General features: G+C 62.9%; 12 protein-coding genes and 2 tRNA genes. 5 read left to right on the forward strand and 9 right to left on the reverse strand.

Annotated elements, in window-relative coordinates; genetic code table 11:
• Positions 1 to 82: 82 nt before the first annotated feature.
• The 8 genes from DK391_RS12990 to DK391_RS13025 form a co-directional block, all read right to left on the reverse strand.
• On the reverse strand, positions 83 to 1,405 hold the full coding sequence (locus tag DK391_RS12990) for an acetyl-CoA C-acetyltransferase (protein ID WP_109478381.1): 1,323 nt from the start codon (positions 1,403 to 1,405) through the stop codon (positions 83 to 85).
• A gap of 165 nt (positions 1,406 to 1,570) precedes the next feature.
• A complete protein-coding gene (locus tag DK391_RS12995; RefSeq protein ID WP_109478382.1) occupies positions 1,571 to 2,488 on the reverse strand; it encodes a MaoC/PaaZ C-terminal domain-containing protein in 918 nt (305 codons plus the stop codon).
• Between the two features lie 4 nt (positions 2,489 to 2,492).
• Positions 2,493 to 3,908, reverse strand: a complete 1,416-nt coding sequence (locus DK391_RS13000; RefSeq protein WP_109478383.1) for a 3-oxoacyl-ACP reductase — start codon at positions 3,906 to 3,908, stop codon at positions 2,493 to 2,495.
• 120 nt (positions 3,909 to 4,028) lie between these two features.
• Positions 4,029 to 6,527 (reverse strand): acyl-CoA dehydrogenase, encoded by a 2,499-nt coding sequence (locus DK391_RS13005; RefSeq protein WP_109478384.1) that lies wholly within the window; start codon positions 6,525 to 6,527, stop codon positions 4,029 to 4,031.
• A gap of 260 nt (positions 6,528 to 6,787) precedes the next feature.
• On the reverse strand, positions 6,788 to 7,741 hold the full coding sequence (locus DK391_RS13010) for a TetR/AcrR family transcriptional regulator (RefSeq protein WP_109478385.1): 954 nt from the start codon (positions 7,739 to 7,741) through the stop codon (positions 6,788 to 6,790).
• A gap of 271 nt (positions 7,742 to 8,012) precedes the next feature.
• Positions 8,013 to 9,236: an MFS transporter gene (locus DK391_RS13015; protein ID WP_109478386.1), complete on the reverse strand. Its 1,224-nt coding sequence runs from the start codon at positions 9,234 to 9,236 to the stop codon at positions 8,013 to 8,015.
• Between the two features lie 472 nt (positions 9,237 to 9,708).
• A tRNA-Leu gene (locus DK391_RS13020) sits at positions 9,709 to 9,795 on the reverse strand.
• A gap of 224 nt (positions 9,796 to 10,019) precedes the next feature.
• Positions 10,020 to 10,106 (reverse strand) — tRNA-Leu (locus tag DK391_RS13025).
• Positions 10,107 to 10,363: 257 nt separating this feature from the next.
• On the opposite strand from DK391_RS13025, the gene rnr reads away from it, so the two are divergent.
• Together rnr and rlmB are read left to right on the forward strand one after the other, a co-directional pair.
• On the forward strand, positions 10,364 to 12,892 hold the full coding sequence (gene rnr / locus DK391_RS13030) for a ribonuclease R (RefSeq protein WP_109478387.1): 2,529 nt from the start codon (positions 10,364 to 10,366) through the stop codon (positions 12,890 to 12,892).
• A 110-nt stretch (positions 12,893 to 13,002) separates the two neighbouring features.
• A complete protein-coding gene (rlmB, locus tag DK391_RS13035; protein ID WP_109478388.1) occupies positions 13,003 to 13,746 on the forward strand; it encodes a 23S rRNA (guanosine(2251)-2'-O)-methyltransferase RlmB in 744 nt (247 codons plus the stop codon).
• A gap of 123 nt (positions 13,747 to 13,869) precedes the next feature.
• On the opposite strand, the gene DK391_RS13040 is transcribed toward rlmB, so the two are convergent.
• Positions 13,870 to 14,895 (reverse strand): acyltransferase, encoded by a 1,026-nt coding sequence (locus DK391_RS13040; protein WP_275426822.1) that lies wholly within the window; start codon positions 14,893 to 14,895, stop codon positions 13,870 to 13,872.
• 591 nt (positions 14,896 to 15,486) lie between these two features.
• Here DK391_RS13040 and DK391_RS13045 point away from each other — a divergent pair.
• The 3 genes from DK391_RS13045 (at position 15,487) to DK391_RS13055 (ending at position 19,026) form a co-directional block, all read left to right on the forward strand.
• Positions 15,487 to 16,359, forward strand: coding sequence for an N-acetylmuramoyl-L-alanine amidase (locus tag DK391_RS13045; RefSeq protein ID WP_239482805.1), 873 nt, complete (start codon positions 15,487 to 15,489; stop codon positions 16,357 to 16,359).
• A gap of 128 nt (positions 16,360 to 16,487) precedes the next feature.
• Positions 16,488 to 17,183, forward strand: a complete 696-nt coding sequence (gene rpiA / locus DK391_RS13050; RefSeq protein ID WP_109478390.1) for a ribose-5-phosphate isomerase RpiA — start codon at positions 16,488 to 16,490, stop codon at positions 17,181 to 17,183.
• A gap of 769 nt (positions 17,184 to 17,952) precedes the next feature.
• Entirely contained in the window at positions 17,953 to 19,026 is a 1,074-nt protein-coding gene (locus tag DK391_RS13055; protein ID WP_109478391.1) for a sugar transferase, read from the forward strand.
• The last annotated feature ends 182 nt before the right edge of the window (positions 19,027 to 19,208 follow it).

A 19,208-nucleotide genomic window follows, 5' to 3' on the forward strand; every position in this document is an offset into this window, starting at 1 on the left:
TCCCGGTGTTTCAGTGTTGTCGTTGTAAGTGTCGTGTGCATGAATCGTTCGGTGTGCTGCCGTTCCCGGATGGTGCGCGATTCTACCGTTCCAGAATCGCGACGACACCCTGGCCGCCCGCCGCGCAGATCGAAATCAGGCCGCGCGCGGTGCCTGCCGGCTTGTCGAGCTGCGCCAGCATCTTGGCCAGCCCGGCGACGATGCGTCCGCCCGTCGCGGCAAACGGATGGCCCGTCGCGAGCGATCCACCATTCACGTTCATTTTCGCGCGATCGATGGTGCCGAGCGCGCCTTCGAGTCCCAGCTGCGTGCGGCAGTACTCGTCGTCCTGCCAGGCGGCGAGCGTGCAGAGCACCTGCGCGGCGAACGCTTCGTGAATCTCGTAGTAGTCGAAGTCCTGCAGCGTCAGGCCGGCACGTTGCAGCATGCGCGGCACGGCGTACGCAGGCGCCATCAGCAAGCCCTCCTTCTTGTCGAAGAAGTCGACGGCGGCTGTCTCGTGCCCCGTCAGCCATGCGAGCACGGGCAGGCCGCGCTCGGCGGCCCATGCTTCGCTGGCGAGCAGCACGGCCGAGGCGCCGTCCGTCAGCGGCGTCGAGTTGCCCGCCGTCATCGTGCCCGCGTCGCGGTCGAATACGGGCTTGAGCGTCGCGAGCTTGTCGAGTGTCAGGTCGCTGCGCAGATTGTTGTCGCGCGCGAGGCCGCGAAACGGCGTCATGAGGTCGTTGAAAAAGCCGCGTGCGTAAGCTTCCGTCAGCTTGCGGTGGCTGTCGTAGGCCAGCACGTCCTGTGCCTCGCGCGAAATACCCCAGCGCTTGGCCATCAGTTCGCAATGCTCGCCCATCGACAGCCCCGTGCGCGGCTCGACATTGCGCGGCAGCAACGGCTTGAAGAACATGCCGGGCCGCAGCTTGGCGAGCGCGCCGACGCGCTGTCCCGCCGATTTGCCGCGATTCGCTTCGAGCAGGATCTTGCGCATCCGTTCGTTGACGCCGATGGGCGCATCCGAGGTCGTATCCGCGCCGCCCGCGATGCCGGCTTCGATCTGCCCGAGCGCGATCTTGTTCGCCACGAGGATGGCCGCTTCGAGGCCCGTGCCGCAGGCCTGCTGCACGTCGTAAGCGGGGGTTTCCTTCGCCAGCGTGGTCGACAGCAGCGCCTCGCGCGTCAGGTTGAAGTCGCGCGAATGCTTGATGACGGCGCCCGCCGCGACTTCGCCGAGGCGCTCGCCATGCAGGTTGTAGCGGTCGATCAGACCTTGCAGCGCAAACGTCAGCATGTCCTGGTTCGAAGCCGTCGCATACGCGGTGTTCGAGCGGGCGAACGGAATGCGGTTGCCGCCGATGATCGCCACCCGGCGGGCAGTGGGTAGCGGGCTGGACGGCGGTCGTGACGTGTCAGGCATCGTGCGGCTCCCTTTGTGTGTCCGCCTGTGCGGCGGATCGAATCGCGCATGCAATGCCCGGCACCTGCCTGAAACGGATCAGGCGGGGCATTGATTTCATTGTCAGTTTCATGTTGTCCAATGCGGCGGCAGCGTGGGCTGGATGGCTCGCCGTCCGGCACCGCGTCATTGCAGATTCCACTGGAAGCGGCCACGCAGATGCGGCTTGCCGCCTTGTGGATCGCGCACTTCGAAATCGCGTGCGGTCGGCGATGGCGATGCCGTCCAAAGCGAGGCCTCGCCCGGCAGCAGCATCGGCAGCTTGAACTCACCAGCGAGCGTGGCGTCGGCGAGCCGCTTGGGCGGCTGCAGCGCGGCCGCCGTGCGGGCCAGCGTCCACATGCCATGCGCAATCGCGCGTCGAAAGCCGAATACTCTGGCAGACAGCATCGTCAGATGGATCGGGTTGAAGTCGCCCGATGCCTTGGCGTAATCGCGGCCGAGTTGCGACGGCAGTTGCCAGCGTGCCGCACGCGCGAGCGCGTCGCCGGCGGCTTCCATCGGCGCGAGAGGATCGCCGCTCGCCGCGACGCCGCGCTTCAGATACACGCTGTCGCCGTCCCACACGGCTTCGCCGCGCCGGTAGACGCGCGTCTGCATCACGAACGCCTGGCCCTTGTCGTGGCGCAGGCGCGCGCCGAACTCGACTTCGACGCGTAAGGTGTCGTCGAATGAAAGCGGTCGGCGCATGTGCACGCTGTTGGCCAGATGCACGAGGCCGAGCGCGGGCCACGGAAACGCCGGGTCGGTCAGCAACAGCAGATGCAGCGGGAACGCCAGCAGATGCGGAAACGTGAACGGAATGCCCTGTTCGGGGAAAAAGCCGCACACGCGCGCGTAATGTTCGATGGCAGCCGAATCGAGCGATACGGCGGGGCGCACGAGCCGCAGCGCGGGCAGGTCGGTCGGGCGGTTGCGCTGAAAGCCCTTGATCACACCCGACAGCGCCCGCGCATACAGCAGCGCAGGCTTGGGCAATTCCGGCAGCACGACCGTTTTGGTGCGCGGCGCGCCGAACATCGAACTGGAGTCGTAGAACGCCATGACGTCACGCTCCTATCAGGCTTTGGCCGCAGACGCGCACGATCTGCCCCGTCACGCCCGCCGAACCCGGATGCGCGAGCCACGCGATGGTCTGCGCGACGTCGGCGGGCTGGCCGCCCTGGCTCATCGAGTTCATGCGGCGGCCGGCTTCGCGCAAGGCGAGCGGCATTTTCGCTGTCATCTGTGTTTCGATGAAGCCGGGCGCGACGGCATTGATCGTGATGCGCCGTGCCGCCAGAAACGGCGCCATGCCTTGCACGCGGCCAATCACGCCCGCCTTCGACGCCGCGTAGTTGGTCTGCCCGAGATTGCCCGCGATGCCGCTGATCGACGACACGCAGACAATGCGGCCGCCGTCGCGCAGCGTGCCCGCTTCGAGCAGCGCGTCGTCGATGCGCTCCTGCGCCGACAGGTTGATGTCGATCACCGTGCGCCACGCGGCTTCCGTCATCTTCGCGATGGTTTTGTCTTTTGTGACACCCGCGTTGTGCACGACCACGTCGACGCCCAGTTCGTCGAGCGCTGCCGCCAGTTGCGCGGGCGTTTCCGGTGCGGCGATGTCGAGCGCGAGCGCCGTGCCGCCGAGCTGGCGCATGGTGGCATCGAGGGCATCGGTGGCGGAGGGAATGTCGACGCCGATCACGTGCGCGCCCTGCGCGGCGAGCACGTTGGCGATGGCCGCCCCGATGCCGCGCGCCGCGCCCGTGACGACGGCGCGCTGGCCGGCGAGCGGCTGGGTCCAGTCGAAGTCCGCGGCAAACGCCGGATGCGCCGCGCCGATCCGCACGACCTGACCCGACACATAAGCCGAACGCGGCGACAGAAAGAAGCGCAAGGTCGATTCGATGCCGCCTTCGCCGCCCGGCGCGACATAGATCAGATTTGCCGCAATGCCGCGCCGCGCCTCCTTGCCGAGCGAGCGCGTCACGCCTTCCAGCGCGCGTTGCGCTGCCCACTGACGCGGGTTCGTGCTGCTTTCGGGCGGACGGCCAAGCACGACGATGCGGCCGGATTTGTCGAGCGAGCGCAGCGCGTCGTGGAAAAACGCGTAGAGCGTGTCGAGCTGCGCGCTGTTGTCGATGCCGCTTGCATCGAACACCAGCGCTTTCACGCGCGCCTGCGATCCGGCGGCGGGATCGGTGGGTTCGAAGCGGCCCGTCATCAGCCCGTGGCGGTTCGCAAGCGGCACCCACAGCCCCGCGCTGGCATGCGCGACGCTCGTGATGCCGAGATGGGCAATCACCCCGGCGAGCGCGTCGAGCAGTTGCGGCGCCGGCCCCGCGCCGACGGCGGCGATGCCGTCGAATTCGGGTGCATCGGCGCGGTAGCGGCGCAGTACCTCGGGCTTCGGCAGTCCGAGCGAGCGCGCGACCCGCGCGCCCAGCGGCGAATTGACGAAGTTCAGGTAGGAATCGTTCACGTTATTGGCTCCTGGCCCGACGGACGTACGTCAGTGTGCACGGAGCGCATGACTTGCCGCAAGTTACGTCCCTTTTCCCGTGTCGGTTGATTTCGTCAGGTCGACGCGCTGCGGCTGGCGTCACGCGGCCAGTTCCATTGCCTTCTCGAGCGCTTCCTTGCGCCGTTGCAGGTCGGCGAGCAGGCCAAAATCGGCCGGGAAGTCGTCGACCTTCACGACCTCGGCGCCGTAGCGCGCGTAGGCATCGAGCACCTCACGCTCGTCTTCGTCGATCAGGCCAAGTTGCTGCGCCGCTTCATTCCATCTGGTCAGATCGGCGAGGCTTTGGGGAATCGGCTCGATGCGGCCATGCTTGATCGCTTCGCGCAGGCGCTTTTCCAGCTGGGTGACTTGCGGCGTCAGCGCAAACGCCAGTTCACCGTAGCCGATGGGATCGACGCCGACGTGCGGCACGTACGAATCGGCGAGCAGGCGGTCGCGCGTGTCGCCGGGTGTCTGCATCAGTTCGGCGATCGCGCTGCCGAGCGCGTCCGAGGGCACGCGATGCGGCAAGCCGAACGGAAACGCCAGCGCGCGCACGAGGGCCGCCGCGAGACGGTTCGGATAGTTGCGCAGCACGCCGTCGAGGGCCGTCTGTGCGCGATACAGCGCGTCTTCGACGCCCCATTGCACCAGCGGCAGATCGCTGGCGTGACGGCCTTCGTCTTCGAAACGCTTGAGCGTCGCGGAGATCAGATACAACTGCGACAGCACGTCGCCAAGCCGTGCCGAGATGCGTTCGCGCCGCTTCAGTTCCCCGCCGAGCACCAGCATCGATACGTCGGCGAGCAGCGCGAACACCGTCGAAAGCCGGGTGGCCGCGCGGTAGTAGCGCGCAAGCGGCGCATGGGCGCGCTGCGGCTTCGCGATCAGCAGGCCGCCCGTCACGCCGTGCACGACGCTGCGCACGGCATTCGACAGCGTGAAGCCGATGTGCCCGAAAAAGGCTTCGTCGAAATCACGCAGTGCCTTTTCGCGGTCCGGTTCGCGTGTCGCGGCCATTTCCTTGAGCACGTACGGATGGCAGCGGATCGCGCCCTGACCGAAGATGATCAGGCAGCGCGTGAGAATGTTCGCGCCTTCGACGGTGATCGAAATCGGCACCTGCTGGTAAGCGCGTGCAAGAAAATTCGACGGGCCCATGCAGATGCCTTTGCCCGCCACCACGTCCATGCCGTCGTCGATCACCTGGCGGTTGCGCTCGGTGATGTGGTACTTCGAGATCGCGGAAATCACGGACGGCTTTTCGCCGAGATCGACAGCATGCGCGGACAGGCGGCGCGCCGCGTCCATCACATAGAGGTTGCCGCCCATGCGCCCGAGCGCTTCCTGCACGCCCTCGAACTTGCCGATGGCCGTGCGGAACTGCCGCCGCACAGCGGCATAGGCGCCGACGCCACGCACCGCGAGCTTCGACATCCCCACGTTCGACGACGGCAGCGAAATCGCGCGGCCCGCCGCGAGACACTCCATCAGCATGCGCCAGCCGTTGCCGACCTGCGGGCGTCCGCCGATCACCCAGTCGAGTGGGATGAATACGTCCTTGCCGGAGTTCGGGCCGTTCTGGAACACGGCATTGAGCGGCCAGTGACGGCGGCCGATGTTGACGCCGGGGTGATCGGTCGGAATCAGCGCGCAGGTGATGCCCGGTTCGTCGTCGCTGCCGAGCAGATGGTCGGGGTCGAGCGCGCGGAACGCGAGGCCGAGCACCGTCGCGATCGGCCCGAGCGTGATGTAGCGCTTGCTCCACGTGACGCGAAAGCCGAGCATTTCGCGTCCTTCGAAACTGCCCTTGCAGACGATGCCGACATCGGGAATCGCCGCTGCATCCGAACCCGCGTACGGACTCGTCAGCGCGAAGCAGGGGATATCGTCGCCGCGCGCGAGACGCGGCAGATAGTGGTTCTTCTGCGCGTCGGTGCCGTAGTGCAGCAGCAGTTCGGCCGGGCCGAGCGAGTTCGGCACCATCACCGAGACGGCGGCGGCCGAGCAGCGCGTGGCGAGCTTCATGATGACCTGCGAATGCGCGTACGCACCGAAGCCTTTGCCGCCGTACTGCTTCGGGATGATCATGCCGAGAAAGCCCTTGTCCTTGACGAACTGCCACGCTTGCGGCGACAGGTCTTGCCAGACGGCGGTGGTTTCCCAGTCGTTGGCGATGTCGCAGAGCTGCTCGCATTCGTTGTCGAGAAAGGCTTTTTCTTCGACGGTGAGCGTGGCCGGGCCATGGCCGAGCAGCGTGTCCCAGTGCGGGCGACCCGAGAACAGTTCGGCATCCCACCAGACCGTGCCCGCTTCGATGGCGTCGCGTTCGGTCGGCGACATGTCGGGCAAAATCTTGCGGAACACGTCGAGCACGCGCGCGCTGATCCACGCGCGTCGCAACGGCTTGATGGCCAGCACGAGTGCGGGAGCGACCAGCGCGATCGCCAGCAGGATCGTCAGCACGGTGCCGGCCGCGTGTGTCGCGCAGGCCGCCGCGACCCATGCGACGAGGAAGGCGAGCCACCACGATGCCCGCGCCTGCATATAGACGAGCGCGCCGGCAGCGACGATCAGCGCAACGATGAACCAGCTCATGGCGATTCCTCCTTGTTCTATTTCGTATGGGCGAGACCGTCCCGCGATGCGCGGCGGCTCGCCATGTTTTCGTGTTGGGGTGAAGCCTGGCGGTGCGAGGTCCGCCATTGTCTGTTGCAGCCTGTGTGCCTGTCGGACCGAGGGACGCGTCTAATGCGAGTGTGCGCGCGATGCGGCCTGATGTGACGTGATGTTGCGTGACTTTATGCGTTGGCCGGCGGTGCTGGCGCCCGTGTGTGCGGGCGCCAGCGTCGGTCGCGTCAGTTGTGAGCGACGTAGTGCGAGCCGTAGTCACGCGCGTCGGCCTGACGGTCGCTGTGCACCGCCTGCGGGAACGGGCTGGCGGCGACGCGCTTGACGGCATCCGGCGGCGCGGTGAGTTGCGATGCCTGCGGCGCGGCCGGCTGGGCCTGCGTAGCAGATGTATCGGCCGTCTCGTCCGGTTGCGTTTCCGAGGCCGCTGCACAGTTCGCCTGCGCGTCGCGCACGGCATCGCATGCGATGTCGGCGCTGCCGGCGTCGCCGAGCACCGACGCGAACACGGCAAGCTGGCTCGCATCCGGCAACGGCGCCTTCAATGCCGACACGATCAAGGTCGCCAGCCGCGCGATCAGTTGCAGATCGTTCATCGACTTGCCCTGCGAGAACTCGGTGATCAGGCTGTCGGTTTCCGCGCCCGCCAGCACACCGGAGAGCGCGCCGATCGCGAAGTGCAGGCGCCAGCCGAGTTCTTCGCGCGGCAGATGCGGCAGTGCGCGCTGGAACGCTTCGAAGAAGCGCTCGGCGACGGACGCATAGTGCGCGTTCAGGAAATCACGGATGAACGGCGACGGATCGGTGTACGCGCGGCCCAGCAGACGCAGGAATGCCTTGCCCGCAATGCGCGTATCGCGCGACACGCGCAGCGCCGGAATGAACATCGCGCCCAGCACGTGCTCGCAGGTCAGGCGCGGTCCGAGCAACGCGTCGAAGCGGTCGAGCAGCTTGAGACGCTCCTGGTTCAGCAGGTCGAGGCGGCGCGACAGCATCGCGTGCATCAGCGCTTCCTTGCTGCCGAAGTGATAGTTGACGGCGGCCAGGTTGACCTCCGCTTTCGACGTGATCTGCCGCAGTGACATTGCTTCATAACCGCATTCGATGAAGAGCGTTTCGGCTGCATCGAGGATGCGCGATTTGGTATCGCCGGATTGGCGGCTCGTCGTGCGAGTTGTCATGTTTATGTCTCCCTACCGGCTCTCACCGGCCTAAAACAGTCGATTCAAATTTAAATTTGAAACGTGCGTTCTTTTTTCAGGATAAGAAGATCGTCCTTGATCGGGCAAGAGGTGAGTGTCGATCAACTCCTCTAAAAGTCTCCGACCGCGCGTGCCCTCGCAAACGACGCGGACAAAAAAGGCCGCTCCGGAATGAACCGGAGCGGCCTCGTATCTGCTGCATTTTTGGCCCGGGCGCAGCGCCCTTATGGTGTAGCTGTGGTGCGTGCGATCAGTGTACCGTCGCCGCGACCTGTTCGGCAGATTGTGTCATATCTATGCCGCGCCGTTCACGGCTGAAAAGAATAAATACGGCGATCACCACAGCGACGATGCCGATGACGGTCGCCATCACGGTCGCGTAGTCGTTGCCATGCGCCTCGGCGATGCCCGCCTGCAGCGGCCCGTTCACCGATGCGATCAGGTTGCCGAGCTGATACACGAGACCGGGGAAGGTCGCGCGGATCTCGTCGGGCGAGATCTCGTTCAGATGCACGGGAATCACGCCCCACGCGCCTTGCACGGAAATCTGCATCAGGAAGGCGCCGGCGGCGAGCATGACGGGCGTCGCCGAAAAGGCCCACAGCGGCAGCACGGGCAGGGCGATCAGCGCGGCGATGCAGATCGCGCGCTTGCGGCCGATCTTCTCCGACAGCGCGCCGAAGAACAGCCCGCCGCAGATCGCGCCGATGTTCAGCACGATGGTGATCCACTGGACCGTGTGCGCATCATGGCCGTGCTGCACGCGCAGGAAGGTCGGATACAGATCTTGTGAACCGTGCGAGAAGAAATTGAACGCCGTCATCAGGATGATCGCGTAGACGGAGAGCTTCCAGTTCTGCTTGAGCGTGGCGACGAGCCCGGGCCGCGTCTTCTTTTCGAGCGTCTGGAATGCCGGCGATTCGGGCACGTGCGCGCGGATATACAGCACCAGCAGCGCCGGCAGCACGCCGATGAAGAACATGCCGCGCCAGCCGATGTACTGGTAGAGCTGGCCGAACACGAGGCCGGCGAGCAGATAGCCGCTCGGATAACCCGCCTGCAGCAGGCCGGAGACGAAGCCGCGCGCCTTGGGCGGCACGGTTTCCATCGTCAGCGCGCCGCCGACGCCCCATTCGCCGCCCATCGCGATGCCGAACAGCGCGCGCAGTATCAGCAGCGTGGTGAGATTGGGGGAGAGACCGGAGAGCAGTTCCAGCAGCGAGAAGCACGCAATGTTTACCATCAGCGTGGGACGGCGGCCGAACTTGTCGGCGAGGTAGCCGAAGATGAGCGCGCCGACTGGCCGCATCATGAGGGTCAGCATGATGCCGAATGAAACCGATTTAATATCGGTGCCGAATTCGCTCGCGATGTCTTTCAGGACAAATACCATCAGAAAGAAATCGAATGCGTCGAGCGTCCAGCCTAAATATGCCGCGATCGTGACGTTTCTTTGTTCCCGAGTCCAGCTCATTTCAATTGTTCTCCTGTCTCCGATGGATCGTGCTATGCACCAGCCTTTTTGCGTGGCTGAAACAGCGCACGCCGCACCCCGTCGCTCAAGGCTTTGCTGAGTGTACGCCGACGATTAAGCGGTTGCATGAAACAAGCGCACTTTGTCAGTGCTAATCCCTAGATAATCGGTGGAGGGATCGGGTTTAATGTCTGGTTAATGTAATTAATGTAGTTATTCTGATTGGACGAAGTTTGTTATTCGTAATTATTGGGAATGGTAATTGCTCGACACGTTAATTGTTCTTGTTCATCTCGGAAGCTGCGCAGAAATTGGGAGCGACGGAGGAAGGGCGTGCCAAAAGATAGCTTCCCTTGAAGCGCTGGCTCGAGCCGACGCGAGTGCTCTTGAAGCCAGTAGTGAAGTTGAACGCCAAAAACAAAAAACCCCGCACGCTTTCGCATTACGGGGTGATCTGTTTAACTCGAGAGAGTGGTGCCCAGGAGAGGACTCGAACCTCCACGGTGTTGCCACCGCTAGGACCTGAACCTAGTGCGTCTACCAATTCCGCCACCTGGGCACGTCTCAAGCTAGACCGCTATTTTAACGAGAAGATTCTGCGTGTCAATCGGTATTTCGAAAAACGCTTCATCTTTTCGTTCGGTTGTTCGCGCATCAAATGACTACACGATCCACCGTTACTGCAACTTCCTGTATCGCCACTCCGCACTATTGAAACCGGCGCGAAGAGCAGTGCTCTCACTACAATGAAAAACCGCCCGAAGGCGGCTTTCATTTGAATCTTGGTGCCCAAGAGAGGACTCGAACCTCCACGGTGTTGCCACCGCTAGGACCTGAACCTAGTGCGTCTACCAATTCCGCCACCTGGGCAAGGTGCGTTTGAAGCAGAGACCGAGATTATAGCGTGCTAAAGAAGCGTGTCAAGCGTTTCCCGAAAACATTCTGAAGACAATCGCAGCACGCGTGCACAGTCGCCGCACACCTCGCGCAATCGCCCGCCAGGCGGCGCGTGGCGGGCGAGACGGGTGTTAGAATCGCCGCAATAGCAGGCCGCACGGTGGTCACGGTCAGCGAGCAGTCGCAGTCGAAGTTGCAGTCACGAACGCAGTTGCAGTGCAGGTTCAGCAGTGCAGGTTCAGCTAACGCAGCGTCATCTATCCGCCGACGTCCACGCAACGAGAACAATCATCGACAAGCCCTTGAGCAAATATCCGTATCCGATTCCAAGCCGCGAAGAAATCCTCGGCGTGCTGCGCACGAGTGAAACGCCGCATGCCGCGAACGACATCGCCGAAGCACTGTCGATCAAGCGCCAGGAGCGCGAAGGGTTTTTCAAGCGCCTTGCCGCCATGGAGCGCGATGGTCAGATCAGACTCGATCAGCGCGGTCACTATCAACTCACGCATCCGTCGAACTTCGTCGCGGGCCGCGTGCAGGGTCATCGCGATGGCTACGGCTTTCTGATCCGCGACGACGGTCAGGACGATCTGTTCCTGCCCACGGGCGAGATGCAGAAGGTCATGCACAACGACCGCGTGCTGGCGCGCATCGTCGGCTATGACCGGCGCGGGCGCCCCGAAGGGCACATCGTCGAGGTGACGGACCGCGCGAACAAGCGCGTGATCGGCAGACTGCTCAACGAGAACGGCGCGCTGATCGTCGCGCCCGAAGAGAAGCGCATCGGCCATGACATCCTGATCACGCAGAACACCAAGAAGGCGAAGGTCGGCCAGGTGGTCGTCGTCGAACTGACGGACTTCCCGAGCCGTCATTCGCAGCCGCTCGGTCGCGTGGTCGAAGTGCTCGGTGACATCGACGATCCCGGCATGGAAATCGAAATCGCCGTGCGCAAGTACGGCGTGCCGCACGAGTTCAGCCAGGCCGCCCTCGACGCCGCCGCGAAGCTGCCCGACGAAGTGCGGCCAGTAGATATGAAGCATCGCGTGGATCTGCGCGATGTGCCGCTCGTCACGATCGACGGCGAAGACGCGCGCGACTTCGACGATGCCGTCTATTGCGAGCCGATGAAAGTCGGCCGCGGCGATGGCTTCCGTCTGATCGTCGCGATTGCCGACGTGTCGCATTACGTGCTGCCCGACGGCGGCCTCGATGTCGATGCGATCGAGCGCAGCACGTCGGTGTATTTCCCGCGCCGTGTGATCCCGATGCTGCCGGAGAAACTGTCGAACGGTCTCTGTTCGTTGAACCCGCAGGTCGACCGTTGCGTGCTGGTGTGCGACATGGTCATCACCGCGCGCGGCGAGATCAAGGCGTATCAGTTCTATCCGGGCGTGATGCATTCGGCCGCGCGACTCACGTACACGGAAGTCGCGGCTGTGCTGACCAACACCAAGGGTCCGGAAGCGACGCGCCGCGCTGCGTTGCTGCCGCAACTGCAGAATCTGTACGGCGTGTACAAGTCGCTGTTTGCCGCGCGCCAGAAGCGCGGCGCCATCGACTTCGATACGACCGAGACGTATATCGTCTGCAATGCGCAGGGCAAGATCGAGCAGATCGTGCCGCGCACGCGCAACGACGCGCACAAGCTGATCGAAGAGTGCATGCTGGCTGCGAACGTCTGCGCGGCCGACTTCATGAAGCGCAACAAGCATCCAGGTCTGTACCGTGTGCACGCGGGACCGACCACGGAGCGCCTGGAAAACCTGCGCACGTTCCTGCGCGGGATGGGCCTGACGCTCGGCGGCGGCGATACACCGCATGCAAGCGATTACGCCGCGCTGATGGCGCACATCCGCGACCGGCCCGACGCGCAGATGCTGCAGACCATGTTGCTGCGTTCGATGCAGCAGGCCGTCTACAGCCCGGACAACATCGGTCACTTCGGTCTCGCGTATGAGGCGTACGCGCACTTCACGAGTCCGATCCGCCGTTATCCCGACCTGCTCACGCACCGCGCGATCTACGCGATCCTGCAGGGCCGCAAGTACGAGCCGAAGGCGCCGCATGGCGTCGAGCTGAACACGGCGCTGTCGCCGCGTGCGCGCGCACTGCAGGCGGAAGACGAAAAGCGCGGCAACCGCGGGCGTCCGAACACGGCGATCTGGGAAGAGCTCGGCATGCATTGCTCGGCGAACGAGCGTCGTGCCGACGAAGCGTCGCGCGATGTCGAAGCATGGCTCAAGTGCTACTTCATGCGTGACAAGCTCGGCGAAGAGTATGGCGGGATGGTGAGCGGCGTGACGTCGTTCGGCATCTTCGTGCAACTCGATGCGCTCTTTATCGAAGGGCTGGTGCACGTGACGGAACTTGGCTCGGACTACTTCCAGTACGACGAGATCAAGAACGAACTGCGCGGCGAACGTACGGGCATCCGTTATCGTCTGTCGGACCGCGTGCGCGTACAGGTCAGCCGCGTGGATCTCGATGCGCGCAAGATCGATTTTCGTCTGGTGCGCGACACGCCCGTGAAGTCGCAGTCGCATCGCGCGAGCGCGATGGAGAAGGCGAGCGATCTGGGCGGCCCGCGTGTGCGTTCGATGGAACGCGCGCCGCAGCCCGAAGGCGCGCGCCGCAAGAAGGCGCCGCCTGCGCAGACGGCCGCCGTGAAGGAAGCGCGCGCGGCGCGCAAGGCGTCGGCATCGAAGAAGCGCGCGGCGTCGAAGTCGTCGCCGAAGCCGGCGCACAAGAAGCGTTAAGGTAGTCTCCGCAGCAACGCTGCGCGTGCTCGACGCGCGCAGCGCTCATTCTCATCGGGCGCGCCTTGACTGGCTCAGTCAGGCGCGCTCATTCAAAGGTTGTCTCAGTCATGTCACGTCTCAAGGTTCTCTACGGTTTTCACGCGGTGACGGCACGTTTGCGTCACGATTCATCGACGGTCGAAGAAATCTATTACGACCAGACGCGTCGCGATCGCCGGATGAATGAATTTCTGGCCGTGGCGAAAGAGGCGGGCGTTCGCCTGATCGCTGCTGACGAGACACGGCTGTGGGGTTTGGCGCACACCGAGCGGCATCAGGGTGTGGTGGCACGCGCAAGCGATATGCCGCTGGCGCAGAACCTGGCCGAACTGCTCGATGGCATTCAGGGGACGCCGCTGTTGCTGGTGCTCGATGGAATTACGGATCCGCACAATCTGGGCGCCTGTTTGCGGGTCGCTGATGCGGCCGGCGCACATGCTGTGATCGCGCCGCGTGACAAGGCAGTGGGATTGAATGCGACGGCCGCGAAGGTGGCGAGTGGGGCGGCCGATACGGTGCCTTATATCACCGTCACGAATCTCGCTCGCGCGCTGCGGGAACTGAAGGATGCGGGCGTCTGGATCGTCGGCACGGCGGGAGAAGCGACCGCTTCGCTGTACGAGACCAAGCTCGATGGCCCGGTGGCGCTTGTCATGGGCGCGGAAGGCGAAGGCATGCGCAGGCTGACTCGCGATACCTGCGATGAAGTGATGAACATTCCGATGGCCGGTTCGGTCGAGAGCCTCAACGTTTCGGTTGCGTCGGGCGTTTGTCTGTTTGAGGCCGTGCGGCAGCGGGCGGTCAAGAAGTAAGCGCTTTACGTTGGGCGCTCGCATTCGCGTTGCGTCCTCATGCGCCAGGCGTCGCCCTCCTGGGGCGGCGCGGGCACCGCTGTGCAAGTCTGAAGTCCCTCTCTCTCGCTCCGCCTCGTAGACTCACGAGTGCTGGATGAGATCGCCCTGACGAAGCCGCTTCTGGCCTCGCAAGAGTCTCTGTACAGGTTCGTCGAAATATTTCGATGCGATCCAGGAGACCACGATGACCGCACAAAATTCGAATGCCGAAAACAGCCACATGATGGTATTCGAATGCATGTGTCTCATGAATTCCTCGCCAATGCGAAGTATCGGTCCTTGCATGATATAGACCGGGTACGACAGCAAGCCGAGTTGAGACAGGAATGCGTTCATTTCAGGGGCAATGGTGATGCCTGATCCTGCATAAACAATCGCCGGGAAAATAATGGAAACGTAGATCAGGCTGCAAATCGCGTAGTGCGGAACATTCAGCAGCAAAATTGCAGGAAGCACCAATAACAGAACGATGCCGGTTATTGGCTTTTCTTTCGGCTGTGGCCTGAATCTGTACAGCGCCACGCCCGCAAAGAATGGGAACATCACTCTGACAAAACCCAAAGACCATCCTGGCTGATTGTTCCCGCCGGCAATGCCATGCGCGTGAACGACCAGACCGACCAGTGCGAGCCAGCTCAACGTCAGCATCAGGATCAGGGTTCTGCTGGACAGTTTCCGCACAATTGCAATGTAGACGAGATTGACAAAGGCCTCGAAGGTTAGAGACCAGCTCGCCATATTCAGCGGATACGCTGTCAGCCACTGCGGAAATATGAATGACGGCAAAATCAGAAGGCCAAGTGCGCTGACCTTCAGAAGTTGCAGCATCGAAATGCTGTCTTTGAAGATGACAGCCAGCAAAGCCGTCAATATGCCGATCGAAGTGCTCAGGAATATGAGGGGATAAAGCCGCTTGATGCGCGCTTCAATGAATTCCCTCGGTTGCATCTGGTCCGATAGAATTTTGCGCTCGTAAGCATAAGCGACAACGAATCCGCTCAGTACATAGAAAAAGTCGACTGCGAGGCCCGCATAGGGAAGTTCAGTGAGCGTATGTTGCTGAACCAGATGAAAGACAAGCACAACCAGCGCCGCCACTCCTCGCAAGCCATCAAGAAGAATGAAACCGCTACTCGTTTTGATGATGTTTTATCTCAGTCCCCGATCGTCAACGCCTGGTTCGAGACAAAGGTAGTCTGGTCGAGACGCAGATCGCAACAGGCGCACAACCGGGCGCATGAATCGACGTTTGCACTCTCTGCTCGTCTACACATTGATGGACCAGTTCACAGGGAAGAACGGCAGTTCGACCCGGTGACAAAACAATATGTTGGACGGTGCTGCAAAAATGTGCGAAACCGTACGCCCATCGGATTCTGTTCTCAACTTTTCATATTTCGTTCATATCTAAATTAAACGGTTAGATGGATGGATAAGTTTGCAATGCAGGATGCGGTGAGTGCTATCCAGTACATTCGATACGCTTCGATATCCGAAGTGAAATGATGCGATCTGCGATGCAGAGGCTGGGGGAGGCGTAAGGCGCGTCTGTCGGGCGGTTCGCGCGAGATCCCGGCCACGAGATAAAATCCGTGACCAGCAACGTCAGCGAATACCCTGTTCCGCTGCCGGATGTGACGAAAAGCAGGCGCCACCCAACGCGCAAAAGCCAGCAACCAGGAAAGAACCCCAACAGCAATGAAGTCCGCCTCGACCCGACTGGCACTGCTCGCGCTTGCCGCAACGTTACTGACAACCGCCTGCTCGCCGGGCATCGTCCATCACAGCACGTATTACACGGATACGTCGCGCCCGGCGCGATACCAGGACAGTCGTATCCGCTTCCTCGTGATGCACTACACCGAGATCGACGAAAAACAGTCGCTGGACGTTCTGACGCAAGAACAGGTCAGTGCCCACTATGTCGTTCCCGATCATCCGAAAGAAGAGCACGGCGAGCCAATCGTCTGGCAACTGGTGCCGGAATCCCAACGCGCGAGGCACGCAGGCGTCAGCAGCTGGCAAGGTACGACGGAACTGAACGCGGCGTCGATCGGCATCGAAATCGTGAACCTCGGTCCCATCGACGGGCCGCAAGGCCGCACGTGGCAACCGTATCCGCCGCAGCAGGTCGACGCGATGATCCGGCTTGCCAAAGACATCGTTACGCGCTACAACATTCCGCCGACGCGCGTCGTCGGCCATAGCGACATCGCGCCGCAACGCAAGATCGACCCGGGTCCGGTGTTCCCGTGGAAGCAACTCTACGACGCAGGCGTCGGCGCATGGCCCGACGACGCCACCGTCACGAAAGAACTCGCGGGCCGCGACCCGCATGCGCCTGCCGATGTCCGCGCGCTTCAGCAAAAACTCGCGCGCTACGGCTACGACATCGCAACCGACGGCGTGCTCGACGACAGGACGCGCCGCGTGTTCGGCGCGTTCCAGATGCATTTCCGTCCCACCGATTACTCCGGCAACCCGGATGCGCAAACGGATGCGATTGCCCAGGCGCTGCTCGACAAGTACATGCCGGACGCTGCGCCGGAACCGGCACGGACCGCGCCCTGAAGTCAGCGGGGCGCCGCGCGCGCCTGGTGCGAATGTCGGATGCCAGCGCCCGATGCGCAATAAACCCGGCCGAACGCCTCGACTCCGGTAAACTTGGGGTTTTCCCGCTTGCTCTGGCATTTCTCATCATGACTCAAGACGAACTCAAGCAACTGGTCGGCCAGGCTGCCGCCGACTACGTGATCGCCAACGTGCCCGAAGGCACGATTATCGGCGTCGGCACCGGCTCTACCGCGAACTGCTTCATCGACGCACTCGCTGCGCACAAATCGCGTTTTCGCGGCGCCGTGTCCAGCTCGGTCGCGACGACGGCGCGCCTGCAATCGCACGGTATCCAGGTATTCGACCTGAACGACATCGAATCGCTGCCCGTCTATGTCGACGGCGCCGATGAAATCGATCACGGCGGCGCGATGATCAAGGGCGGCGGCGGCGCGCTCACGCGCGAGAAAATCGTCGCGGCGGTATCGGAGAAATTCGTCTGCATCGCCGATGCAAGCAAGGTCGTCGACGTGCTCGGCCAGGTTCCGTTGCCCATCGAAGTCGTACCGATGGCGCGTACGGCGATCGGCCGCCGCGTGACGGCGCTGGGCGGCGTGCCCGTCGTGCGTGTGACGAAAGACGGCTCGCCGTTCATCACCGACAACGGCAACGAGATCTTCGACGTCAAGGGCCTGCGCATCAGCGATCCGCGCACCGTCGAAGCGCACATCAACGCGTGGCCGGGTGTGGTGACGGTGGGCCTGTTCGCGACGCGTGGCGCGGATCTGTGCCTGCTCGGCACGGAGAAGGGTGTCGAGACGATCGATTACGCTCAACGCTGACGAATTCCCTTGCCGGCGCGCGTGAGCGCAATGCGAGCGCGCCGGTGTTCTTCGCGTAGTGCCGTAGTGCTTCCTTTCCTCCACTGCATGCGGTCCGTCCTGAACGGTTGGGCCGCATCTATCCCATTTGGCTTGCGCCGCACGCACCCTTCGGCGCACCTTGGTTCCCTCACTACCAGTCAGATCGCGCGCGTGCGATCGTAGTGAGGCTGGACGCGGGCATATGTGCGCTCGCGCACACTATGCGCATACGGCGCTCTACACAAGATACTGTCCGAGCGCGACAACGGGACTTTGCTATCTGCGCGATCCAGCATCACGACGACGCAACCCACGCTAATTAAAAAGCGCATCGCCGAACACTTCTCGCTGCCGACCATCAGCGCGCAGCGAATTCAACCCCTCCCGGCATGCGTTGCGTGCGCGAGCGCACGCAACGCACAAAGTTGTCACCGCATCTAATCGGATGGCACCGAAGGTGCATCAGGCGATCGCGAACCGTTGGTGGGATTTCGCACGGAATCTCTGTTGCCGTCCCCGTACCTTATCGATGTGATTTGTGCATTGCCGGCCGGCAGCAAAGGTGGGCAGCTACATCACAGGGGACCGCGCAAGGTGGCGCACGCAAAAAAGAAAGCGGAGACGTGAGCAGCCCAGGCACAGCAGGGCTGCTGCCGGACACGATCGCTTTCACGGTGCGGGCGACGACCATTCGAACGGCGGCGGCTAAACATCGACCATTGAACACGCGACGCAGTGGGGTAGGAATATGTCCGAGCTGGTGCATCGTGCGATCGATATCGCGCTAATCGTGCTGGGCGCTTTCGGCGCACTGCACTTGAACCTGAGCCTCAACGTGGCCGCAGTGGGTCCTGCGCACCAGCTCGACCCGACGCTCGTCGCGTTTGTCGCGGCGTTGGCGTTATCCGTGTTTCCCGCGTGTGGGACCTATCCGCCGCGAGGGAGACACCCCGTCGCGAGCGTCGCGGGCCGCACGGCATTTGCGTGGCTGGCCGTGCAACTCTGCGGGCTGGCCTTGCTCTACGCGATTCATCGCGACAACGTGATTTCCATGCCGTGGTTTATCTACTGGACGCTGACCACGGGCATTTCGCTGCTCGCCTCGCATACGCTGTTCTTCGCAGAATTCAGCGTGGCCCGGCAGGCTACCGCCTGGCTCAAACGCGGGGACGCCGATCACGATCTGGTCGAAACCGAACCGCATACCGCTTCGATCCGGCATGCCGTCAAGCGGGCCTTCGACATCACGCTCGGTCTTACCATGATCCTCGCGCTGCTGCCGTTGCTCGCGCTGATTGCGCTGGTCGTGAAGCTGGACGGCGGTCCGTCGATATACGGCCATACCCGCGTCGGCCGCGATGGCGAAAAGTTTCGTTGCCTCAAGTTCCGCTCGATGGTGGTCAACTCGCAGCAGGTGCTCGACGAACTGCTCGCGAGCGACCCCGTGGCGCGCGCCGAGTGGGAGCGTGAGTTCAAGCTGAAGAACGACGTGCGCGTGACGCGCATCGGCCACTTCCTGCGCCGCACGAGCCTCGATGAACTGCCGCAGCTCTGGAACGTGGTGCGCGGCGAGATGAGCCTCGTCGGCCCGCGGCCGATCACCGCGCAGGAACTGGATCGCTATGGCGCGCACAGCAAGTACTACCTGATGGCAACGCCTGGCATCACAGGACTGTGGCAGGTGAGCGGCCGCTGCGAGACCGACTACGCGACGCGCGTCATGCTCGACGTGAAGTACGTGACGAACTGGTCCCTGCATAGCGATATCGGCATTCTCTTCAAGACGTTTTTTGTGGTGATCAAAGGCAACGGCGCGTATTGAACGTGCGGAACGTGCGGCGGAGCGCGCGGAGACCGACCGCGAGCCGAGCGTCGCTCGAAGTGTGAAGTGGCAAGAGATGGCATGAGGCAACACGGCAGTGGCATGTACGAGAGGGCATCACCAGGCATCGTGAAATGAGCAGCATCGGCCAGGATCCGCTGCGCACCGTACGCAGCGGGACG

This window comes from Paraburkholderia sp. C35, from assembly GCF_003121405.1.
Lineage (GTDB): Bacteria > Pseudomonadota > Gammaproteobacteria > Burkholderiales > Burkholderiaceae > Paraburkholderia.